This window comes from Syntrophotalea acetylenica, from assembly GCF_001888165.1.
GTDB classification, from domain to species: Bacteria; Desulfobacterota; Desulfuromonadia; order Desulfuromonadales; family Syntrophotaleaceae; genus Syntrophotalea; species Syntrophotalea acetylenica.
Genome location: NZ_CP015455.1, coordinates 2,703,969 through 2,722,607, shown reverse-complemented (window position 1 = coordinate 2,722,607; position 18,639 = coordinate 2,703,969). Strand labels below are relative to the sequence as shown.

At 61.1% G+C, this 18,639-nt stretch carries 17 protein-coding genes and 1 pseudogene; 5 read left to right on the top strand and 13 right to left on the bottom strand.

Annotated elements, in window-relative coordinates; genetic code table 11:
* The first annotated feature begins 9 nt into the window (after positions 1–9).
* From A6070_RS12740 to A6070_RS12730, 3 genes are all read left to right on the top strand, one after another.
* On the top strand, positions 10–555 hold the full coding sequence (locus A6070_RS12740; RefSeq protein WP_072286130.1) for a DivIVA domain-containing protein: 546 nt from the start codon (positions 10–12) through the stop codon (positions 553–555).
* On the top strand, positions 555–842 hold the full coding sequence (locus A6070_RS12735; RefSeq protein WP_072286129.1) for a DUF167 domain-containing protein: 288 nt from the start codon (positions 555–557) through the stop codon (positions 840–842). Before A6070_RS12740 ends, A6070_RS12735 begins: the two co-directional genes overlap by 1 nt.
* Before the next feature lie 134 nt (positions 843–976).
* On the top strand, positions 977–1,219 hold the full coding sequence (locus A6070_RS12730) for a hypothetical protein (RefSeq protein WP_072286128.1): 243 nt from the start codon (positions 977–979) through the stop codon (positions 1,217–1,219).
* Positions 1,220–1,280: 61 nt separating this feature from the next.
* Here the strand turns inward: A6070_RS12730 and A6070_RS12725 are convergent, their stop codons facing one another.
* From A6070_RS12725 to A6070_RS12715, 3 genes are read right to left on the bottom strand one after another with little or no spacing between them, the layout of a single operon-like run.
* Positions 1,281–1,787, bottom strand: a complete 507-nt coding sequence (locus A6070_RS12725) for an LEA/WHy family protein (RefSeq protein ID WP_072286127.1) — start codon at positions 1,785–1,787, stop codon at positions 1,281–1,283.
* A gap of 31 nt (positions 1,788–1,818) precedes the next feature.
* Positions 1,819–3,012 (bottom strand): DUF362 domain-containing protein, encoded by a 1,194-nt coding sequence (locus tag A6070_RS12720; protein ID WP_072286126.1) that lies wholly within the window; start codon positions 3,010–3,012, stop codon positions 1,819–1,821.
* Positions 3,009–3,404, bottom strand: coding sequence for a secondary thiamine-phosphate synthase enzyme YjbQ (locus A6070_RS12715; RefSeq protein WP_072286125.1), 396 nt, complete (start codon positions 3,402–3,404; stop codon positions 3,009–3,011). The genes A6070_RS12720 and A6070_RS12715 overlap by 4 nt, the downstream gene beginning before the upstream one ends.
* Positions 3,405–3,686: 282 nt before the next feature.
* Between A6070_RS12715 and xerC the strand changes: the two genes are divergently transcribed.
* Entirely contained in the window at positions 3,687–4,586 is a 900-nt protein-coding gene (xerC, locus tag A6070_RS12710; protein WP_072286124.1) for a tyrosine recombinase XerC, read from the top strand.
* A gap of 46 nt (positions 4,587–4,632) precedes the next feature.
* A complete protein-coding gene (locus tag A6070_RS12705; protein ID WP_072286123.1) occupies positions 4,633–7,386 on the top strand; it encodes a phosphoenolpyruvate carboxylase in 2,754 nt (917 codons plus the stop codon).
* A 19-nt stretch (positions 7,387–7,405) separates the two neighbouring features.
* Here A6070_RS12705 and A6070_RS12700 read toward each other — a convergent pair whose 3' ends face one another.
* The 10 genes and pseudogenes from A6070_RS12700 to A6070_RS12650 all read right to left on the bottom strand — a co-directional run bounded on the left by A6070_RS12700 (position 7,406) and on the right by A6070_RS12650 (position 18,405).
* A complete protein-coding gene (locus tag A6070_RS12700) occupies positions 7,406–8,272 on the bottom strand; it encodes a hypothetical protein (protein ID WP_083558482.1) in 867 nt (288 codons plus the stop codon).
* A 44-nt stretch (positions 8,273–8,316) separates the two neighbouring features.
* The gene (locus A6070_RS12695) at positions 8,317–8,958 is read right to left on the bottom strand and encodes a hypothetical protein (protein WP_083568966.1); all 642 of its coding nucleotides are present in this window, start codon (positions 8,956–8,958) and stop codon (positions 8,317–8,319) included.
* Between the two features lie 78 nt (positions 8,959–9,036).
* Entirely contained in the window at positions 9,037–9,936 is a 900-nt protein-coding gene (gene aepX / locus A6070_RS12690; protein WP_072286117.1) for a phosphoenolpyruvate mutase, read from the bottom strand.
* A gap of 53 nt (positions 9,937–9,989) precedes the next feature.
* The gene (locus A6070_RS12685) at positions 9,990–10,955 is read right to left on the bottom strand and encodes an NAD(P)-dependent oxidoreductase (RefSeq protein ID WP_072286115.1); all 966 of its coding nucleotides are present in this window, start codon (positions 10,953–10,955) and stop codon (positions 9,990–9,992) included.
* On the bottom strand, positions 10,952–12,178 hold the full coding sequence (locus tag A6070_RS12680; protein ID WP_072286113.1) for a carboxylate--amine ligase: 1,227 nt from the start codon (positions 12,176–12,178) through the stop codon (positions 10,952–10,954). Before A6070_RS12680 ends, A6070_RS12685 begins: the two co-directional genes overlap by 4 nt.
* A gap of 170 nt (positions 12,179–12,348) precedes the next feature.
* A pseudogene (locus A6070_RS12670) lies at positions 12,349–15,908 on the bottom strand (DUF748 domain-containing protein).
* 128 nt (positions 15,909–16,036) lie between these two features.
* On the bottom strand, positions 16,037–17,056 hold the full coding sequence (locus tag A6070_RS12665) for a hypothetical protein (protein ID WP_072286110.1): 1,020 nt from the start codon (positions 17,054–17,056) through the stop codon (positions 16,037–16,039).
* Positions 17,038–17,778, bottom strand: coding sequence for an RND transporter family protein (locus tag A6070_RS12660; RefSeq protein ID WP_072286108.1), 741 nt, complete (start codon positions 17,776–17,778; stop codon positions 17,038–17,040). Before A6070_RS12660 ends, A6070_RS12665 begins: the two co-directional genes overlap by 19 nt.
* A gap of 4 nt (positions 17,779–17,782) precedes the next feature.
* A complete protein-coding gene (locus A6070_RS12655; protein WP_072502100.1) occupies positions 17,783–17,974 on the bottom strand; it encodes a hypothetical protein in 192 nt (63 codons plus the stop codon).
* Positions 17,959–18,405 carry a class I SAM-dependent methyltransferase gene (locus A6070_RS12650; protein WP_072502099.1) on the bottom strand — a complete coding sequence of 149 codons (447 nt, stop codon included), beginning with the start codon at positions 18,403–18,405 and terminating at the stop codon, positions 17,959–17,961. The genes A6070_RS12655 and A6070_RS12650 overlap by 16 nt, the downstream gene beginning before the upstream one ends.
* Positions 18,406–18,639 lie beyond the last annotated feature (234 nt).

Below are 18,639 nucleotides of genomic sequence, written 5' to 3'. Positions count from 1 at the left end.
ATCCCTGCCATGACCATCACTCCCATCGATATTCAGCAGCACCGGTTCAAAACCCGCACTTTCGGCTATGACAAGGCCGGGGTCGACAGATTCCTTGAACAGGTTGCCGATGAACTGGAGCGCTATGCCCTGGAGGTACAGAAACTCAAGGAAGATCTGGCGCGGACCCGCAGCGCTCTCGACGAAATGAGGGAGCGTGAGGCGACCCTCAAGGAAACTCTGCTCACCACCCAACGCATGACCGACGAATTGAAGGCCAATGCCCGCCGGGAGGCGGATATCCTGATTGCCGATGCCCAGTTGCAGGGCGAAAAGATTCTGCAGGAAGCCCGCGGCCGGCAACTCGATCTGGCTACGGAAATCCAGGAACTGCGGCGGCAGAAGGTGTCTTTCGAGTCGGGATTGCGGGCCGTGGTGGAAAGCCACCTGCGGCTGCTTGAAATGAACGCGTTGCCCGCCCGGGAAAAGGGTCGTTTCCAGCCGGTGCTGATGGAGATCCTGGAGGACGAAACATCCGCCCGGCGGCCCTTTGGCGACGACAAGGATGGACGCTGATGTCCGGGTGCCTGACCCCTTCCGATGCGGGTGTGTTGCTCGATATTCATGTGCAGCCGCGTGCCAGCCGCAACGAGCTTGCCGGGTTGCAGGGTGATTGTCTCAAGCTGCGCCTGACCTCCCCGCCCGTCGAAGGTGCGGCTAACAAGGCCTGCCGCGAGTTCATCGCCAAACTGCTGGGGGTGGCGAAAAGTCGGGTCACCCTCGTTTCCGGAGATAAATCCCGCCACAAACGCCTTCTGATCGAAGGCATGACGGTTGAAGAAGTGCGCAGCGTACTTTCCTGATTCCCTCCCGTTTCTTATTTCCACAACCATCCCCGACAATGCGCGTGCCCTTTACCTGACGCATGTTTGCGAGTAGAATGATAACTGCTCAGGTCATAATAGATCCGCCCCGGATCGGAAAGGAAGGGTGGGCCATGGCTTCCAATGTTGTAACCGTTGACATGCTCAGCAAACACCTTGAAGAAATCCGTTCCCTCAAACGGGAAAACGAAGAGCTCAAGGCGATCAACAGGGACCTCCGCCAACGCCTGGAAGATCTGCACGGCGAATACCAGGAACTGCGGTATCACCTCAAGGGCATGGCGTCTCACGGGGAGGTTCTGGCGCTTCGCAAGAAAATCCTTGAGCTGCAAAACGAGTTGCACTTCCGTCGCTAGCCATAATGGCCGGGCGAATGCTGCTGTTCCGCCGGTCTGTTGTTGTCCGTGGTTTCCGGAGTCATTCGGAGGTTTCGACGCTGTTTGCGTCGGAGCTGAGTCCGGAAAGGTCGAGGGAGCCTTTTTTTCTGAAGGGCAGGTTGCGTTGTGCCCACGGGATTCTGCCGAGCATCACGTCTCCGGAAATTTCATAAGGCAGCGGTTTGCCCTCTTCCAGCAGCGGGCTCAGCCGCAGGAGATTGAGGTAAGAGGTAGACAGCCGCACGGCAAGCTGGCCGCTCTGCAGCGATCCCAGGCGGATGCTGTCCAAAGAATTGCCGTGGGCCACGCGGATGCCGCCAATGGACAGGGCATAGCGTATCTTGCCGACGGTGATGTTGAAATCGTTGGGGTTATACAGATCGAGGTCCGCCGTCAAAAGGGCGTGACTCAGGGTCAGGTTGTCCACCTGCAGCGCGGCCAGGGCGATTTCCGGCGGTTCGGCGCGGAATACGGCGCACCCCCCGAGCAGGGATGTCAGTATCATCAACAAAAGCAATCGGTGCGGCAGGGCAAGGCGTTTGAACATATCGAATTCCTCGGGGTTTGTCGGGGTGGTGTTATCGGGGGTCGGGCGGTTTGCGGTGTGTCTGTCCGGTTGCGGATGCGGGTCTGCGGCGTTCTACCAGCCAGCGGCCGAGGCGCAGCAGCCAGCCCTGGCGGGTCAGCAGTGCGCCGTAGGGGCACAGTTCCTGGCAGCAGAAGCAGCCGATGCAGCGCCGGTAGTCGATGCGCAGGCGGTTGTGATCCAGTTTCATGGCCCCGGGCGGACAATGCTTGACGCACAGGCCGCAGCGCCTGCAGCGTTGCATATCGGCATAAGGCCACGAACTCAGAGAATGTTTTAACGCCGAGCGCATCCAGCAGGGCAGGCCCCACGCCACGTCGGCGCTTGGTGCCGGCCGGAGGGGCGGTACCGCCAGTTTTTCCAGGGCAGAGCCGCAGCATTCGATGTCTTCCAGGCGGCTGCCGGGGCGCCCGGTCCGCTGCGCCATGCGCTGCGTCCAGACCTGGTCCGGAGTCATGCCGACCAGGCGGGTGGCGACGGTGTCCACGGCCAGGGGGTCGGTGCCGGCCAGCAGCGCGCCGATGGCGACGGGGTCGCCGCTGCCGGGACCGTTGCCTTCCATCCCGACAATGGCATCAACGATGGTCAGGCAAGGGCGGATGTGTTCCGCCAGTTCCAGCAGCATCAGGGCGAACAGGCCCTTGTCGGCGCCGGCCTGCAGATGAAGGGCCGGTTTGCGCATTCCGACCACGGCGCCGAACAGGTTTTTCACGCCGCAGGTCAGTCCCATCATGCCGTGGGTTTTCAGTTTCGGCAGATTGATGATGACCTCGGCAGCCACAACATCCCGGGCCAGTTCGAGTTTGTGAAAAGTCCGTCCGACCGCGCCAATGGCGACCGAATCCTGGAAAGGGGCAAAAACCGCCCCGGTTTCTTCGATCACATCCATGATGCCGCAATGTCGCGCTACCTGTGCCGGAGCGCCGATGCCGGGCGAGTCCCCTACCGAGACGATGCCGCCGGCTTTCTGCGCCAGCAGGATGACCGCGCGCACCACTTCCGGGTGGGTGGTAACCGCGCTGTCCGGCGGCTTGCCGGCCAGCATGTTCGGTTTGATCAACACCCGCTGGCCGGGCCGGATGAAGGCGCCCATTCCCCCCAGATGCTCCACAAGGATCCCGATGGCTTCCGCAACCGTTTCGCGCCGGTAATCAGCCGCGGCGGTCAGTGCGACGCGCGGCGTCATGCTGCGATGATCCGGAGGTGAAGTTTGCGGCGGCGCGGGCCATCGAATTCGCAGAAATAGATTCCTTGCCAGGTGCCCAGTACCGGCTGGCCGCTTTCGATCAGCAGGGTCTGATCGACGCCCAGCAGCGAACTTTTCAGGTGGGCATCGCTGTTGCCTTCGGCATGATGATAGCCGGCATCGCGGGGGACGAGGCGCTGCAGGCCGAAAAGCAGGTCGCGAACCACATCGCGATCGGCGTTTTCGTTGATGGTGATCGCCGAGGTGGTATGCGGAACATGCAGACAGGCGATTCCCTGCCGGATTCCCGACCGACGGATGGCATCGCGAACCAGGTCGGTGATATCGAGCATTTCTTCACGCTGCCGGGTTGGAATGTCGAGGGTGATCATGGCTGTTGCTCCCTGAGAAGGCCGAGGCTGCTCCGGACGGCAAAGCTCCGGGACAGGCCGTGCGGCAGGCACCGCTTTGCTGTTGAACCATGCCGGGGGGTGCTGTAGGATGATAAGTGTCGCGCACGATATCCCGCCGCGAATCCGCATTATGGCGCATTATGGAATGCTTTGCGGGATTGTTCCGATCGCCTCCGATTATGGCATGCTCCCGCGCAAGCGTCAACGCGCGCATCTGCAGGCCCGCCGGTTTATATGGCCCGGGCCGGACAGGGATGAAACATGGACCGCTCAATCGATCGCTTCTGTTGCTATCTTGAGATTGAACGCAACCTGTCCGTTCACACGCTGCGCGCCTATCGGCACGATTTACTGGAGTTTTTACGGTTTGTCAAAAGTCAGACGGACACGGATGCCGGGCCGGTGACACCGGAACGGGTCGATGTTTTGCTGCTGCGGCGCTATCTTGCCCGGCTGCACAAGCGCAACTGCAGAACCACCATTGGCCGCAAACTGTCAGCCATACGCAGCTTTTTCCGTTATCTGGTGCGCCAGGGGGCATTGCAGGTCAATCCCGCCGAAACCGTCGCCACGCCCCGGCGCGAGCGCTATCTGCCAAAAGTTTTGACGGTGGACGAGATGTTTGCCCTGATACAGGCTGCCGCCAGCGACGAGCCGCTCACGGTTCGCGATCGGGCCATTCTCGAGCTGTTTTATTCCAGCGGCCTGCGGGTCGGGGAACTGGCAGCACTCGATGTCGGTCACGTCGATCTTGTCGAAGGGCTGGTGCGGGTCCGGGGCAAAGGCGACAAGGAGCGCATCGTGCCGGTCGGGCGCATGGCGCGGCAGGCCCTGGACCGTTATCTGGTCGCGCGGGGCGCGCCGCGACAGGACCAGCCGCTGTTTCTCAACTACCGGGGCGAAAGACTGTCGGCCAGGAGTATCGAGCGCAACCTGAAAAAATGGCTGCTGCACGCCGGCATTCTCAAAGATGCCTCCCCCCATGCCCTGCGCCACTCCTTTGCTACCCATCTGCTGGATGGCGGCGCCGATCTGCGCGCTATTCAGGAGCTGCTTGGACATGCGTCGTTGTCCACAACCCAGAAATACACCCAGGTCAGCCTCGACCGGCTGATGGACGTGTACGACCGGGCCCACCCGCGCAGCCGTGGAAAGAGCTGATCCGTTTTTGGTTTGCCAAGTGGCAATACATCGGAAGGGGTTCTTCATGGACGAATTGTACTGGAAAGTCGACAGTCCGCTGGCAAGGCTCGCCGAACTGACCAGTTTTGCCGGCGACCTCTGGGAGCGGCCCTTGCGTCGCGATGTGCGTTCCCTGGGAAAGCTGCTCGGCACCGTTATCCTGGAGCAGGCCGGCATGCCGGTCTTCGAGCGGGAGGAGCAGCTTCGCCAGGAAGCCATCGCCCACCGGCGCCGCCTCTATCATGCCGAGTTTGCCTCGCAGGCCTGGCAGGATGGGGGCCGCTTGCAGGCGGCCATCGATCTGATACGCGAACTGTCACTGGACGATGCCGGCCAGATCGTCAAGGCGTTTTCGACGTTTTTCGAACTGGTCAACCTGGCCGAGATCCAGCATCGCAAACGGCGCCTGCGGGCTGTGCGCATGGCGCCCGAAGCGGCGGACAAACCGGGCTCCCTGCGGGGTACTCTGCGGCGGCTGCGGGAGCGCGGCATCCAGGCGGAACAACTGCTGGAGGCTCTGGGGCAGATCGAACTTGTCCCGGTATTCACCGCCCATCCGACGGAAGTCGCGCGGCGCGTTACCCGTACCAAGCGTCAGCATATCGCCACCGCTCTGGAACAGCTCAACCGGCCGCTGCTGTTCGATGCCGAAGCGGCCGCTCATCAGCAGGCGATTCTCTGTGAAATCACGGCGCTATGGCAGACCGAGGAAATCCGCCGCCAGCACCCGACCGTCGAAAATGAAATCGACATGGGACTGGACCATTACAGCCCTTTTCTGATCCCGGCGCTGAGGGATTTCTACCCCGATCTCGCCGCCGCGCTGCAGGAAGTTTATCTTCTGCCGATCACCCCCGGAAGCCTGCCGACGGTGGTGCGTTTCGGCTCCTGGATCGGCGGCGACCGCGACGGCAACCCGTCCGTAACGTCCGCTTCCACCCGTGCCGCTTTGGCCGGCGCCCGGGCCGTTATCCTTGAAAGCTATCTGGCGGATGTGGCGCAGCTTGGGGAGGTGCTGACCTCCTCCGGATGCCGGGTGCCTCCCTCAGCGGACTTCCGGAAGGCGCTGCAGGGTTATCGCCAGACCATGCCCGGGGCCGTCGGACGGATGGCGGCATTTCCGTCATGTGAACTGTACCGGCAGTTCATGGCGGCGGTCGGCTATCGTCTGGAGTGCACCCTCGAAGCACCGCGGCATGCCGACGCCTACCGCTGCGCCGAAGACTTTTACGCGGATCTGCGGCTGGTGCGTGACAGCCTCGATCACCACCGCGCGCAACGACTCTCCCGCAGCTATCTCGATCCGCTGCTGCGCAAGGTGGATACCTTTGGGTTTCACCTGCATGCGCTCGATATCCGGCAGCACGCCCGCCTGCATCGGCAGGCCGCGGCCGATATCGAGCAGGGGCAAGGCGATAGCAGCGCATCGAGCACGGTCATGGAGGCGCTGGAGGCGGTTGCGGTGCTCAAGCGGCAGTTTCCGCCGCAGGCGATCTGCCGTTATGTCATCAGCGGCGCGCAGAGCGCCGAGGATGTCCTGCTGTTGGTGAAGCTGGCCCGTCAGGCCGGGGTTAAGGTCGCCGCGGACAACGAAAGCCGGGACCCCGGCCTGATGCCGGTGCCGTTGTTTGAATCGATCGAAGATTTGCGCAATGCGCCGGAAATCTGCCATCGGCTGTGGCACGATGAAGACTACCGCAACCTGCTGGATAGCTGGGGCGGTTGCCAGGAGGTGATGCTCGGCTATTCGGATTCCAACAAGGACGGCGGCATGTTCACCAGCACCTGGGAGCTTTACAAGGCCCAGCGGGCACTGCACCGGGTGGCGCGGGAGAGCCATGTCCGCCTGCGGCTGTTCCACGGCCGGGGAGGTACCGTGGGCCGCGGCGGCGGTCCCACGCATCGTGCCATACGCTGTCAACCCGCGGGGGCTTTTTCCGGCGGCATCAGAATTACCGAACAGGGCGAAGTCATCAACTGGAAATACGCGGATGTGGTGCTGGCCCGGCGCAATCTCGAACTGATGGTAGCCGCCTGTCTCGAAAACCTGCTGTCTGCCGACACGGACAGCGAAGGGATCTGTTCCGAATGGGAATCCGCCCTGGAAGAGATGTCGCTGCTGGCGCTATCCTTTTATCGCCGGCACATTGTTGAAAACCCCGACCTGGTGCCCTATTTCGAACAGGCCACGCCGGTGCAGGAATTCGAACTGGCCAAAATCGGCTCGCGGCCGGCGCGGCGCAAGCCGGCCGGTGGCATCGACGATCTGCGCGCCATTCCCTGGGTTTTCGGCTGGATGCAGAGCCGCCATGTGCTGCCTGGCTGGTTCGGGGTCGGCCATGCTCTGTCCACCTTTGCCGAAAAAGGCGCGGATGCCCGCCGCCTGCTGGCGCAAATGATGCGCGACTGCCCGTTTTTTACGGATCTGATCCGCAACGTGGAGCTGGCGTTGACCAAGGTCGATCTGCCCATAGCCTGGCGTTATGCGCAACTGGTAACGGATTCCGGGCTGCGCGAGCGGTTTTTCGCTCTGGTGGATGCCGAATATCGGCGCACGCTGGCCGCCGTGCTGGAGGTTGCCGGCCAGCGCAGTCTCATGGAACACGAGCCGAGCCTGGCCCGGTCCCTGCGTCTGCGCACCCCCTATGTCGATCCCCTGAGTCTGATGCAGATCGAGCTTTTGCGGCGACGGCGGGCCGGTGAAGAGAGCGACGCGCTGAATTACCTGCTGGCGGCCACCATTCATGGCATCGCGGCCGGGCTGCGCAACACCGGGTGACGCGGAGCAAAGGGCTGTTTCAGTCGTGCCCGGTAAGGCGGTAATAGGCGTGGGGACGCAGGATTCTGACGGCGGATTCGGTGCCGGGGGCGAACCACACGCGCACCGGCATTTGCACGATGGCCAACCCCAGTTCTTCCTTGTAGCGGCACAGGCCGGGCGCTTCCCGGGCATGCAGGCCGTGGACGATTTCGCGAATGAATCCGGAACGGCGGCAGATCTGCACCCATTCGTAAAACAGGCCGAGGCTGATATTGGTGCGCAGATAATCGGAATGCAGGAACAGATCGTCGATGTAGGCCGTTGTGCCGATGGCATAACTGGTAAGATAGCCGCCGAGATGGCCGTCGATCAGGCCGCCCAGCACCAGGCAGTGTCCGCCGTCATAATAGCGCCTGATCATTTGCCGATAGGCGGCGGGGCCGGGCACTCTGCCGTAACGGTTGCGGGCATGGGCCGAGCGCAGGATCCCGTATCCCTGCCGGCTCAGCAGCTCGGGCTCGCACAGTTCCACGATCCGTGCCTGGCGGCGCAGGTTGCGCAGTTTGTTGCGGTGGCGCGGGCTCAGATTCTGCCAGGTATAGTCTGTTACGTCGGCCAGCATGTGCAGCGGCATGCTGCCGTTGGCCTGTTGCCTGTCCTCCTCCCGCAGCGCACAGCGATAGCCCCAGCACGCCCGGCAGGGGCGGCTCGCTTCCGCCGCCGTCATGCGGGCCAGCGGATGCAGAGCGGAATAAAAGCCGGGATGCACCCGCAGCCAGTAACGCCCCTGGTGTCGAACGGTTTTTTCCCCCCGCGCGGTAAGCCAACCGGCAAATTGCTCCTCCGTCAACGGCGGCAGGGTGGCTTCGGATGCATCGCGAACACTGGCGAAAACTGCATGCATGTTCAGTCCCTTCCTCGGGTGATTCACCGGGCCGGTCAGGGGCGCTATTCAGGGCGGGCGAGCCATTGCAGTGACGTGTTTGCAAAATAGCCCAGCCAGCTGACAATGCCGAACAGCTTGAAGCCATCCTCGAAGAGATGATAAACAGGAATCAGATGTCCCCAGCGGGCGGCGATGCAATCGACCGCTACCGACAGAAAGAAAAAGCCGAGCGCCAGCACCAGCAGCAAGTGATCGGTTCTGAAGATAATCTTGCGGAAGCCTGCAAGATATCCCAGAGTGATCGTCATGTAGCCCAGATAGATGTAGCGCTGCCGCCAGTGCAGATATCCTGGCAGAACCCTTTCGTGCAGCAGAAACAGGTCGTCCAGCAGCAGCATGCCGGTAAACAGGCCGGAAACCAGCAAAAACATTGCCAGGTCCTTATGACCTTTTTTTTTGACGCCCAGATGTGAAAACAGGCAGATGCTGGCCGTGGCGCACCACAGCAGGATACATATATTCGACACCACTCCCAGAAAGGGCGAGGTTTCGGTGATGTCGGCCGGGTCCCGGGTGAACATGGCCAGAGGGATGCCGGTGTGCAGACTCACCGCCAGGGTGGCGAGCATCAGCAGTCCGGCGGGCACATACAGCCCCAACAGCAGTTTTCGGTGAGTTGGCCGGTTGGTTGTCAGTAATTTCATGGCATCCGGTGCAGGGGTGAAGATTGCAAAAAGTCATCGACAAACATGGCTGTCTCCGGCTATGAGGTCCGAGCCGGATTATTCGACTATATCCGGCCGGCGGGCCGGCGGCAGATAACGATCCTCGGCCTGTTTCAGTTCCTCGACATTCTGCAGGCGGAAGATCTCCTGCACTGGCACGATGTCCTTTTCGACCTCCAGCAGCGACTGTTGGGAATGGATTGTCGCCGCGGTTTTCTGCATGGCGGCCACGCTGGAGCGCAGCAGGTGGTTGGCCCAGATCACCAGACGGATGCCGGCTTCACGAAAAACCGAAGTCGGCGTCGTATAGTATTTGGTGGGCACCACCACGACAGGGCAGGTGTCGCCCCACTCCTTCATGAAAGCCAGGATTTCATCCGCCGTCGACAGCTTGCTGTGGATCAGCAGAGCATCGGCGCCGGCCCGCTGGTATGCCTCGGCCCGCTTCAGGGCCTCGCCCAGACCCCATTTGGCGATGAACGCCTCGATACGCGCGACCACGCAGAAATCCTCGTCCTGCTGGCTGTCCTTGGCCGCCTTGATTTTGCCGACAAAGACATCGATGGCTTCCAGGGGCTGGCGGGCATTGTCCAGCAGCGAGTTGTTTTTCGGAAACAGTTTGTCCTCGATGCAGACCGCGCCGACGCCGCGCTGCTCCAGTTTGCGCACCAGTCTGCGCACATTGTTGAAATTGCCATAGCCGGTATCGCCGTCCAGCATGATGGGGATGGAGGAGGCATCGCTCATGAATTCGACGACGTCCAGTACCTGGCTCCAGCTGGCTTCGTTGTTGTCCCGCACCCCCAGCGATGCGGCGATGGCCAGACCGCTGCCCCAGATGCCCTTGAAGCCGGCTTCCTCGACGATGCGGGCGCTCAGCCCGTCATGGGCTTCCATCAGAAACTGCAGATCCCGCGCTTGCAACAGAGCCTTGAACTGCGTGGTTTTTTTTTGCATCGCCAGCCTCCTTGCACAACTGTATCCATCTGGAGTTTCCGGGTGGATACAATCTAAAGCGGCAGTCCTGTTTCCCGTGCCTGCCCGTCGGGTGTTGATCCGGAAACGGCGAAGGTGTCGACAATGCCGATGATCCGGCGTCCGATCTCCCGCTGGGAGTCGATAGTCATGGCGCCGATGTGCGGCGTCAGCACCACATTGGGCAAGTCGGCCAGCGGCGAGATGGCGCCGCCGCCTTCCACCTGGTGCACATCCAGTGCCGCGCCAGCCAGGGATCCCTGGCGCAGGACTTCGCTCAGCGCCGCTTCATCGATGATGCCGCCCCGGGCCATGTTCAGAACATAGCTGCCCGGTTTCAGCATGGCCAGTTCCTCGCGGCCGATGAGCTTGCAGGTCGAGTCTTTCAGGGGGACGCAAACGCTCAGGTAGTCGGCCGAAGCAAGAACGGTATCCAGATCGGCCAGCTGGATGCCCTGGCTCGCAAAGGCTGCGGCCCGTTCCGGCGAGGGGTGTTCCACACAGCCCGTGACCCGCATGTTCCAGGCCAGGCCCATGTTCGCCAGCAGGGAGCCGATGTTGCCAAGCCCGACGATGCCCAGTTGCTTGCTGGTCAGCAGGTGCCCGGTCAGGCGGTGTTTGGCCCAGACCCCCTCGCGCAGCAAGCGGTCTGCCACCAGGATCTGCCGGGACAGCGCCAGCATCAGGCCAAACGCCAGTTCCGCCACGGCTCTGGCTCCGGGCTGGGGTATCCTCTGCAGTTCCAGACCATGGGTGCGCAGGTAGTCCAGATCGATGTTGTCCAGCCCGGAGCCGGCGCGGATCAGTAGCCGCAGCCCCGGCGCTTCGGCCATGAGTTCGCCGCTGATCTCGACGCCGCTGCGAAAGATCAGGATTTCCCGATCCCGGATCCGCTCCCGCAGTTGTTCCTGGCTGGCGCCGATGCATGAAACCACATCGTGCCGCTGCTGGAGGATGGCGAGAGCCTCGGTGTCGATCGGGCTGGCAAGCAGGATTCTCATGTTTTCTCCCTTGAAGGTTCATCCGGACGGTGGCGGCGGCGTTCACTGCTGTTGATAAACAGGCGGACGGAACGCCACAGGTCTCCGACGAAGGGGCGCGGATCGGACCAGGAAAAAATGGCGAAGGTTTTGCGTCCGCGCAGTGACTCGCGCCACTGCGGGACGCTCAGCTCGCCCTTGCGCCAGTAATAGAGCGCCGACCGCAGATCCTGCCTCAGATTGATCCACTTCACGCCCCGGTATTGCTGCACACGGTTCGGTGGCAGCGGCAGGCCGAGGGCATCGCAATACATGGTGTAGAGCAGATCGACGCCGCCCGCTTCGGCGATGGCGGATCTGCCGGTGGGGCGACAGATATTCGGCTCGACCATGAAGTAGTCGCCGGAACGCTGGTCCCGTTTGATTTCCAGGTAGGCAAGGCCATGAAAACCGACCGTCTGGAACAGCCGCAATGTTTCATGGAGCACGAAATCGTTGCGGCATTCCTCGCCGAGGGAGCTTTGCCCCATTTCCGGTGGCCACTGGCGGAGTTTTCGGGCCACGAAAGTCGCCAGAGCGCCTCCGGCGGCATCAAAATAGGCATTGCAGGAGAAAAGGTTGGCGTCCGGGCCTTCGATCCAGTTTTGCAGGATAAAACACCCGGTGGCGTTTTCGTATCGCTCGTAGATGGCCAACAGTTGCTGCAGCGTATTGATTTTAAATGCTTTGAACGGCGACAGCCGATTCCACTCGGCAGTGCGCATATGCGGTTTGAGAACACATGGGAAACACAGCGTTTTAACCGCTTTTTCCAGATCGTCGCGATTGTAGACGAACCAGGTGTCCGGAACGCGAAAGCCGGATTTTTGTGCAAAGGCATAAAATTGCAGTTTGTCCATCAACATTTCGACGACTTGAGGTTTCGGAAGGCACAGAAAAAAGTATTCGGACAGTTGCTGCCGGTTGCGTGAAACCATCAGAACATCGCCATCGGTTCCGGGATATAGAACGGATTTTTGCGGCAGGCTTTTGCCGATATCCATCAGCGCTCCGATGAGATCGCCCTTGGATGATACGACGTTTTCGCAACAATTGGTTTTGGCATAAGGATGATTTATGTCTTCGCAGATTGCTATGACGGGCAGATGATGACGTCTGGACAGAATCCTTGCGGCTTGAATCCCCTGCATGTATTCAAGGCCGGTGACAATGGCATGAGGTTTTTGCTCTGCATATGCTTTCATGACCATCCTCGCCCGGCTGTCAGAAAAGGGCATGATAAAAACAACGGCAAAAAACCATTTTGATGACGAAATCTTAGTAAAACGATATCGGCGCCATGGGCAAAGTCAAGCCGCCGCCAGCGGTGCCGTCCGTCGTCTGTATTGGCGGGGCGCTCATGTTGGCCAATGCGTCATTGAACGCCGAAACTGACGTGGTGTCCTTCGCCCGGCACCCGTGGGGGTGCCACCGTGACCCGACCTTGCAGTTCCGGGCGGGTTTCGATGAACGCTTTTTGCACCTGCCGGCCTCTCTCCAGGGCGAGTTGCTCAAGGGCTTTGTCATCGTTCGGATAGTGTTCGCGAATCCGCTCCATCATCTCCTGCGGCGGGAGTTTTTTTACCAGCCCGAGAAAATTCTTTGGCTTGTCGAAGGCTTGTTCGGCATAGACCTCGAACAGCAGATCCGCGTATTCATCGGCATCCGTTTCGGGGCCGACGGCCAGATCCAGCGGCTCCAGGCGCTGCTGTTCGGATTTTGGCAGGTCGGCATGCTTCAGTTCCTGCATGCGGCGCATGACGTAGGCATCGGCCAGCATTTTGCGGTCTTCTTCATCGGCATGCGGGGTCAGTACCAACCCGATCTTCGGCCGCGCCAGCAGCATCTCGGCAATGGTGGGCACCGCCTGGGCATCCTTTGCCAGCAGTCGCCCCTCACCCGGGCTGAAGGGGAGGTATTCCAGCCCTTCGTCGCCGGCGCCCAGGATGCCGCCGAGCAGCGCGAAAGGGGATGTCACCGCTTTCATCAGCAGGTTGGCGATCACCTTGAAGATCAGGCCGCCGACGCTGAAGCTTGGGTCGTGCAGATCTCCGCGCACCGGCAGGGTCAGGTTGATATTGCCGGCGGGATCCTGCAGCAGGCTGACACCGAGTTTGACCGGGAGGTCGGGAGCATCGGGTGAATCGACCTTTTTGCCCAGTTCCAGGCTGTCGAGGTGAATTTTGTGGGTCGAGTCCAGCTTGCCCTGGTCGATGGCGATACGGCTGTCGAGGGTGAACGTCCCCTGCTGCAGAGGATAGGCGATAAAACGTTCCGACAGGGGGACAAGGGTGTCAGGTTCAAGGTCCGCAGGCTGGTCTGAAGTTCCATGGCGTCGGCGGCCCGCAGCAGATTCATGCTGCCTTCCCCCTTGACGGGCGCGCCGTCCAGTTTGCCGGCGAACGTCAGAGGGGAGCGGCTGTCGGGGCTGGAATCCATGGCGCCGACGGTGACGTTCAGTTTTTCGAGTTGATTGGTCAGGGCCGGTTTGTATCTGTTGTCGTGCATCCGCAAGGTGGCATCGGCGATTTCTATTCCGGCGATGCGCAGGTAGGGGGGCTTGGCCGCTGACGGTTTTTTGGGTTTTGTGGCGGGCGCCTGGCCGGCTGGAGGATGGCCGCCGAACAGCCGTGCCAGATTGTTGGCTCCGTTGCTGTCCACCACCAGGTTGATGTGCGGCCGGGTCAGGGATACTTTGCCGATGCTGTAGCGTTGTTGCGCCGGCTGGATGTCGAGGCCCGGCAGTTGCAGGCGGCGCAGGGCGGCGAACTGCCGCTTGCCTTCCAGCAGCGAGACGGACTCCAGCCGCACCTGACCCGTGGTCCTTGACCGGTTTTTGCCGGCCGCGCTTTTCAGGTCGGTGCGCAGGTCGGCGGTCAGGGTGCCGGCACCGAGTCGCAGGTCCGGGTTGAGGGCGCCCAGCAGGGGGGACATGGGCCTCAGGTCCAGACTGGAGGTGCGCATGCGCAATTTCAGTTCGAGGGGCTTGAGCAGAGCAGTGCCATCGATGACGAGGGTGCCTCCCTGCCTGTCCCGGCCTGCCAGTGACACATTCAGTGGCGTCGCGGCAGCCGAGTCGTAGCCGGTGATGCGGGCGGACAGGTTTCGAAGCTCAGCCGTGGCTGTTTCCTTCGGGCCCTCCAGCCCGACGGCGACCTGTCCCTCTTCCAGTTTCAGCTCGGCAAGCAACAGCTGCCAGGGGCGTTCCGGCCCTTCCGGAGTCCTGGCGGGAGCGTCTCTGTGAGTGGCCGGCCGCAGCTGCTGCAGATCGATGATGCCCTTGCGGTCACGGCGCAGCTGCAGGGACGGGGCGCGCAGTGTCAGCTGCCGTGCTTCGATGCGGTGCGCCGCTGCTGAGACGGTCAATCCTTCCAGGATCAGATCCTCCATCCGGAAGAAGGTTTTGCGGGTGTCGTTACGCTGCAGCGCCAGCCCCTGCAGGCCCACCGTTCCCTGTTTGAAAATAAAGGCATCTGCATCGGTTTCCAGGAGGCCGGAGCAGGTCAGTTTGCCCTGTTGCAGGGTGACGGGTATGCCGCTCGCCGCTGCGTATGGCTGAAATTGGGCCAGGGCCAGATCAGCAAGCTCCATGCGCAGGCTCCCTTGCAGGGGCTTCGGGAGAAGGGCGCCGTCAAGGGACAGGCTGGCGTCGCCGAGGCGCAGTGCCGCCTGCAGGCGGGCCGGTTCGCTGCCGGGCAGGCGCAGGTTGGCCACGGTTATGGCAAGCTCTTCGGCAAGGGTCTGAAACCCGCCCCGGATCTTGCGGTCGCGCCACAGTACCCTGCCGTTTTTTACTTCGAACAGCTCCACATGCAGCGGCAGGGGAGTATCGTCCTGTTCCTCGGGTTCCGGCGGTTTTTTCCACCAGGTGGCCCAGTCGATGCGGCCGTCCGCAAGCCGCGTAACCTGCAGTTCGGGGTGCTGCGCCGTCACTTTTTTCAGAGTCAGGCCCTCGTCGGTATTGAGGGCGCCATCCAGGGCGATGCTCAGGCCGGGCAAGCGCAGCGCCGGCGCGCCATCGGGTGCCAGAAGCGCGAGATCGGAGGCCATCAGCTTGCCAGTCAGGCCCAGCCGGATGCCGGTTTCTGCATGCTGGCGCATGTTGAAAACCAGATCGGTGCTGAGCACGCCGTTTTCCAGGGTAATGTCGGCAAAGGGTTTCAGATAGGGTTGAAAGCGTGCCAGTTCCAGGCGGTCGAGGCGGATGTCGAATTCCGTGTGCAGTTGCTCGGCAAAAGGCTTGAGCCTTCCTTCGATGCGCAACGGTCGCCCGTTGACCACTGCCTGCAGGTAGGGCGTGATGGCCTGTTCACGATGCCGCTGCAGGGTCGAGGTGAAGGGGGTGAAAAATTCAAGGGAGCTGATGGTGTGTTCGGTCTGCCGAATATTATCCTGAAAATGCAGGCGGCCTCCGACAATTTCCAGGTCGCTGATTACCAGACCGAAAAACCGGTCCCCGGGTTCAACATTGTCGGTAGCGGGTGCTTCGGATGGCGTTGTTTTTCTCGTCGGTTCCGGTTTGGACGCGGGTGCCAGGCTGGCGAGGGACAGGGTGCCGTCTGTTTGCAGGACCGCCTCCAGGTTGGGTTTGGTGAATTTCAGATCGCTCAGCACCGGTGCCAGCCGGTAAATGCCGCTTGGACTCAGGCGGACCTGCAATTGTTCCAGGCTGAAGCAGTCGCCGCCGTCGGGCAGGGGGATGCGCAGATGACTGGCGGTCAGGCGCAGGGTGAAAGGGTTGAATTGCACCTTTTCAAGGGTGCAGGCACTGCCGAGCATTTCCGACAGCCGACTTTGCGTCACGTGCCGGACAACTTGCGGCAGTACCAGTCCCGCCAGCACGGCCCACAGGGCAATGAATCCTGCCGTCCAGAAGATGAAACGTGTGATGGCCTGTCGCTGCTTGGCAAAAAACAGAGAAAATCGGTTGGTCATAATGTGATCCCGGTCGCGAGGTGACAGAAAACAGGATAGGTTGGTCCGTGCTTAAAGTCTATCCGCTTTTTGTCCGGAATCCAGGTTTTAAAACCCGACCACGGCTGGCTGGCAGCGCATCCGGCCGTTCAGAAACTGTGACGAATCGCCAGGTAAATATTTGTATTCTTCTCGAACTGGGCAAAAAAAGTGTGATGACAGTCGCCGACAAAGATGTTGGCTCCCAGGCTCATGGTAAGGTGATCGCTATATTTGTAACGTGCCAGCGGGCGCAGATAGGCGTCCCGGTCGCTGGGCGACAGGTAGGCGGACAAGGACAGTTCCAGGTTTTGGTCCATCAGCAGTTTGGTGCATTGCAACGTGACCACATGCCGGAACTGGTCACCAGCTTCGCTGTCGGAAACGCCGGAGCGATAGCGGGCGTGATGCAGCATGTGCTCGACGTAATACTGCAGGCTGGCTGTAAGATCCCGGCCTATCTCCCGCGCATAGCCGAGCAGATAGCGCAACTCGGAATTTCTGACTGCCGGATCTCTGCCGCTCTGGTCCTCGCGTGAGCGGTACCAGGCGATTTCGGCGTTGCTGATGCCGCCGGTGACGGCGCCGCGCACACTGGCGCCGTAGACATCCAGTGCTGGAAATCGCTTGGTACCGGCCGATGTTTGGCCGGCCGGACTTTTCCAGAACCCCCGATAACCGTAAAATGCGTATTCGCTGCCGCCGATATTGCCGTAGATACGCAGGGCGAGTTCGTCGTCCCGCCACCAGCGATCGGGCCGGTCGGTGGATGCGTTGGCGTTCCGACCCGTGAGGCTGCCGAGGCTGCCATCCCAATGGGAAACATAGCGCCCGGTGATGTAACGATCCGCATCGAACCGCGGCGTGTAGACCACATCCACATTCGCCAGACTGGAAAACAGGCTGATCTTGACGGCGTCGGACGGTGCCTTGAGATACTCGGCATCCCGGCCTATAAAAAAGGACTGCCAATCCTTGGGAAACAGATCGTTGAGAAACACCAGTTCCCCGGTGCCCCAGGTCAGCACCTGCCGGCCCAACTTGATGTCCACGGCGCCATACGGACGCAAAAAGACCCAGGCCTCGCGCGTGTCGTATTCGATGCTGTTTGTTACAGCGTCACCCCACACATCCCCTTTGTACTTACCTTCCAGCCAATCGTTGCCGGCATACAACTCCCCTTGCAGGCGCCCTCGGCCACCGGCAGGCCGGTGATGTGGTAGGACTCGTTGCCACCCATCCGAGCGATTTTTTTGTTGAGCTCGGTATAGACCCGGTAGCTGAGCAGCTTGTCCGTCAGGGGCAGATAGAGGCAGATGGCCTTGCCGTCCCCGGACACCATGTGTTTGAGCAGCAGCGGGTTGGAAAGGGCCCTGTTCCGCAGGGCCAGCGCTTCTTGCCGGGTGCGCGGCGGATGAGCCATGAGCCAGTCGAAGCGTAGCGTGCCTGATCCGCCCTGACTGATGTGATCGACCAGGGACGGCGCGATCATGTCCACCTCGATGACCCCGACGGTGCGGTCTGGATGGTCTGCATCCGGCCAGCGCAGGGTTTTGGCGAAAGCGGTCAATTCGTCAATACGCCGCAGGGTGGCCGGGTTGAACACACCGTCCGGGTGTTGCTCGTTGACAATACCCAGCACCACGGTATCGCACAGATCAAAGCGTTTTTTTGTCTGGTTGTGAAAGATCCGCGCCGGTTCGCTGTGCGCCAGCATGTTCTCGGGGTCGGTATCGATCGTGACCTGCGGCAAAAACACACCGGCCGCCAGGGTCAACATCAACACGCCTGCGGTGGCCAGACGGTAATGACGAATGGCAAAATTGATCAGAAGGTTTTTCAGGTTATTCATATACCTAATCTTTCTTTCCAAAAAGCTGCAGGTAGAAGTACTCTCCAACTTCGAACAGGCCGGCGGGCGCCAGGTCGATCAGTCCCTGCAGTTCTTGCGGCGACCGGCGCATGTCCAGGGGAGGGCCGATGGGCGTTGGTCGCTTAACCAAATCCACAATGGCCAGGCGGCCGCCCGGCTTCAGCAGACGCCGCACCTGCCGATTGAATCCCCCACCTGGTCTTCGGAAAAGATATGAAACACGTTGGATAAGTAGATCAGATCGACAAACCCGGACGGCAGGGGAATGACGGTGGTAATGTCGGCTGTTAACGGATAAATGACGGCGCTCGCGGGCGTTTCCTCGTCATCCGATATTTCCGGCGCCGTCCGGTCGATGGCATAGACACGGCCCGCGCCACCCAGAGCGCGGGCGAACAGCCTTGTCATATAGCCGCTGCCGCAGCCTGCGTCCACGATGATCTGGCCGGGTCGGATTGCCAAGGCTTCGAGGATGGCGTTTTTGTCCAGGTACGGTTCCGAAGACCTGCTTCCAGGATGGCCGTTGTGCATCGGGTCAAGCGGTATGCAAGGTTGCTGTTGGGGTGCGGAAGGGGTGCCGGTGCGGGAGTTTTCCGATTCGCTCATGGTGTGCTCCGTTGTTTTTGCCATGGGAAAAATAAGGGTTGCTCCGCCGGATGAAATATCCGATGTCAGCAGAGTATAGTGCCGCACAGTGGCCCTATTCTGCCCGGAGAGGCACTTTTTCTGCCCCGTGACACACGTCGGTTTTTGCCCGGATAACGGAATCGACGGCAGGTATGATTTTCCAGCAAGCGAAAGCGGCGGGAACCTGAAAGGAGCCAGGAATGGCCGAAGGAT

What these genes read in the sequence shown, in the direction of transcription:
- A6070_RS12700 (WP_083558482.1), bottom strand. Translation starts at nt 8,272, where the DNA reads ATGCATGCAGTTTTCGCCAGTGTTCGCGATGCATCCGAAGCCACCCTG.
- A6070_RS12705 (WP_072286123.1), top strand. Translation starts at nt 4,633, where the DNA reads ATGGACGAATTGTACTGGAAAGTCGACAGTCCGCTGGCAAGGCTCGCC.
- A6070_RS12740 (WP_072286130.1), top strand. Translation starts at nt 10, where the DNA reads ATGACCATCACTCCCATCGATATTCAGCAGCACCGGTTCAAAACCCGC.
- A6070_RS12730 (WP_072286128.1), top strand. Translation starts at nt 977, where the DNA reads ATGGCTTCCAATGTTGTAACCGTTGACATGCTCAGCAAACACCTTGAA.
- A6070_RS12715 (WP_072286125.1), bottom strand. Translation starts at nt 3,404, where the DNA reads ATGATCACCCTCGACATTCCAACCCGGCAGCGTGAAGAAATGCTCGAT.
- A6070_RS12695 (WP_083568966.1), bottom strand. Translation starts at nt 8,958, where the DNA reads ATGAAATTACTGACAACCAACCGGCCAACTCACCGAAAACTGCTGTTG.
- A6070_RS12685 (WP_072286115.1), bottom strand. Translation starts at nt 10,955, where the DNA reads ATGAGAATCCTGCTTGCCAGCCCGATCGACACCGAGGCTCTCGCCATC.
- aepX (WP_072286117.1), bottom strand. Translation starts at nt 9,936, where the DNA reads ATGCAAAAAAAAACCACGCAGTTCAAGGCTCTGTTGCAAGCGCGGGAT.
- A6070_RS12650 (WP_072502099.1), bottom strand. Translation starts at nt 18,405, where the DNA reads ATGAGCGAATCGGAAAACTCCCGCACCGGCACCCCTTCCGCACCCCAA.
- A6070_RS12720 (WP_072286126.1), bottom strand. Translation starts at nt 3,012, where the DNA reads ATGACGCCGCGCGTCGCACTGACCGCCGCGGCTGATTACCGGCGCGAA.
- A6070_RS12735 (WP_072286129.1), top strand. Translation starts at nt 555, where the DNA reads ATGTCCGGGTGCCTGACCCCTTCCGATGCGGGTGTGTTGCTCGATATT.
- A6070_RS12680 (WP_072286113.1), bottom strand. Translation starts at nt 12,178, where the DNA reads ATGAAAGCATATGCAGAGCAAAAACCTCATGCCATTGTCACCGGCCTT.
- xerC (WP_072286124.1), top strand. Translation starts at nt 3,687, where the DNA reads ATGGACCGCTCAATCGATCGCTTCTGTTGCTATCTTGAGATTGAACGC.
- A6070_RS12660 (WP_072286108.1), bottom strand. Translation starts at nt 17,778, where the DNA reads ATGAATAACCTGAAAAACCTTCTGATCAATTTTGCCATTCGTCATTAC.
- A6070_RS12725 (WP_072286127.1), bottom strand. Translation starts at nt 1,787, where the DNA reads ATGTTCAAACGCCTTGCCCTGCCGCACCGATTGCTTTTGTTGATGATA.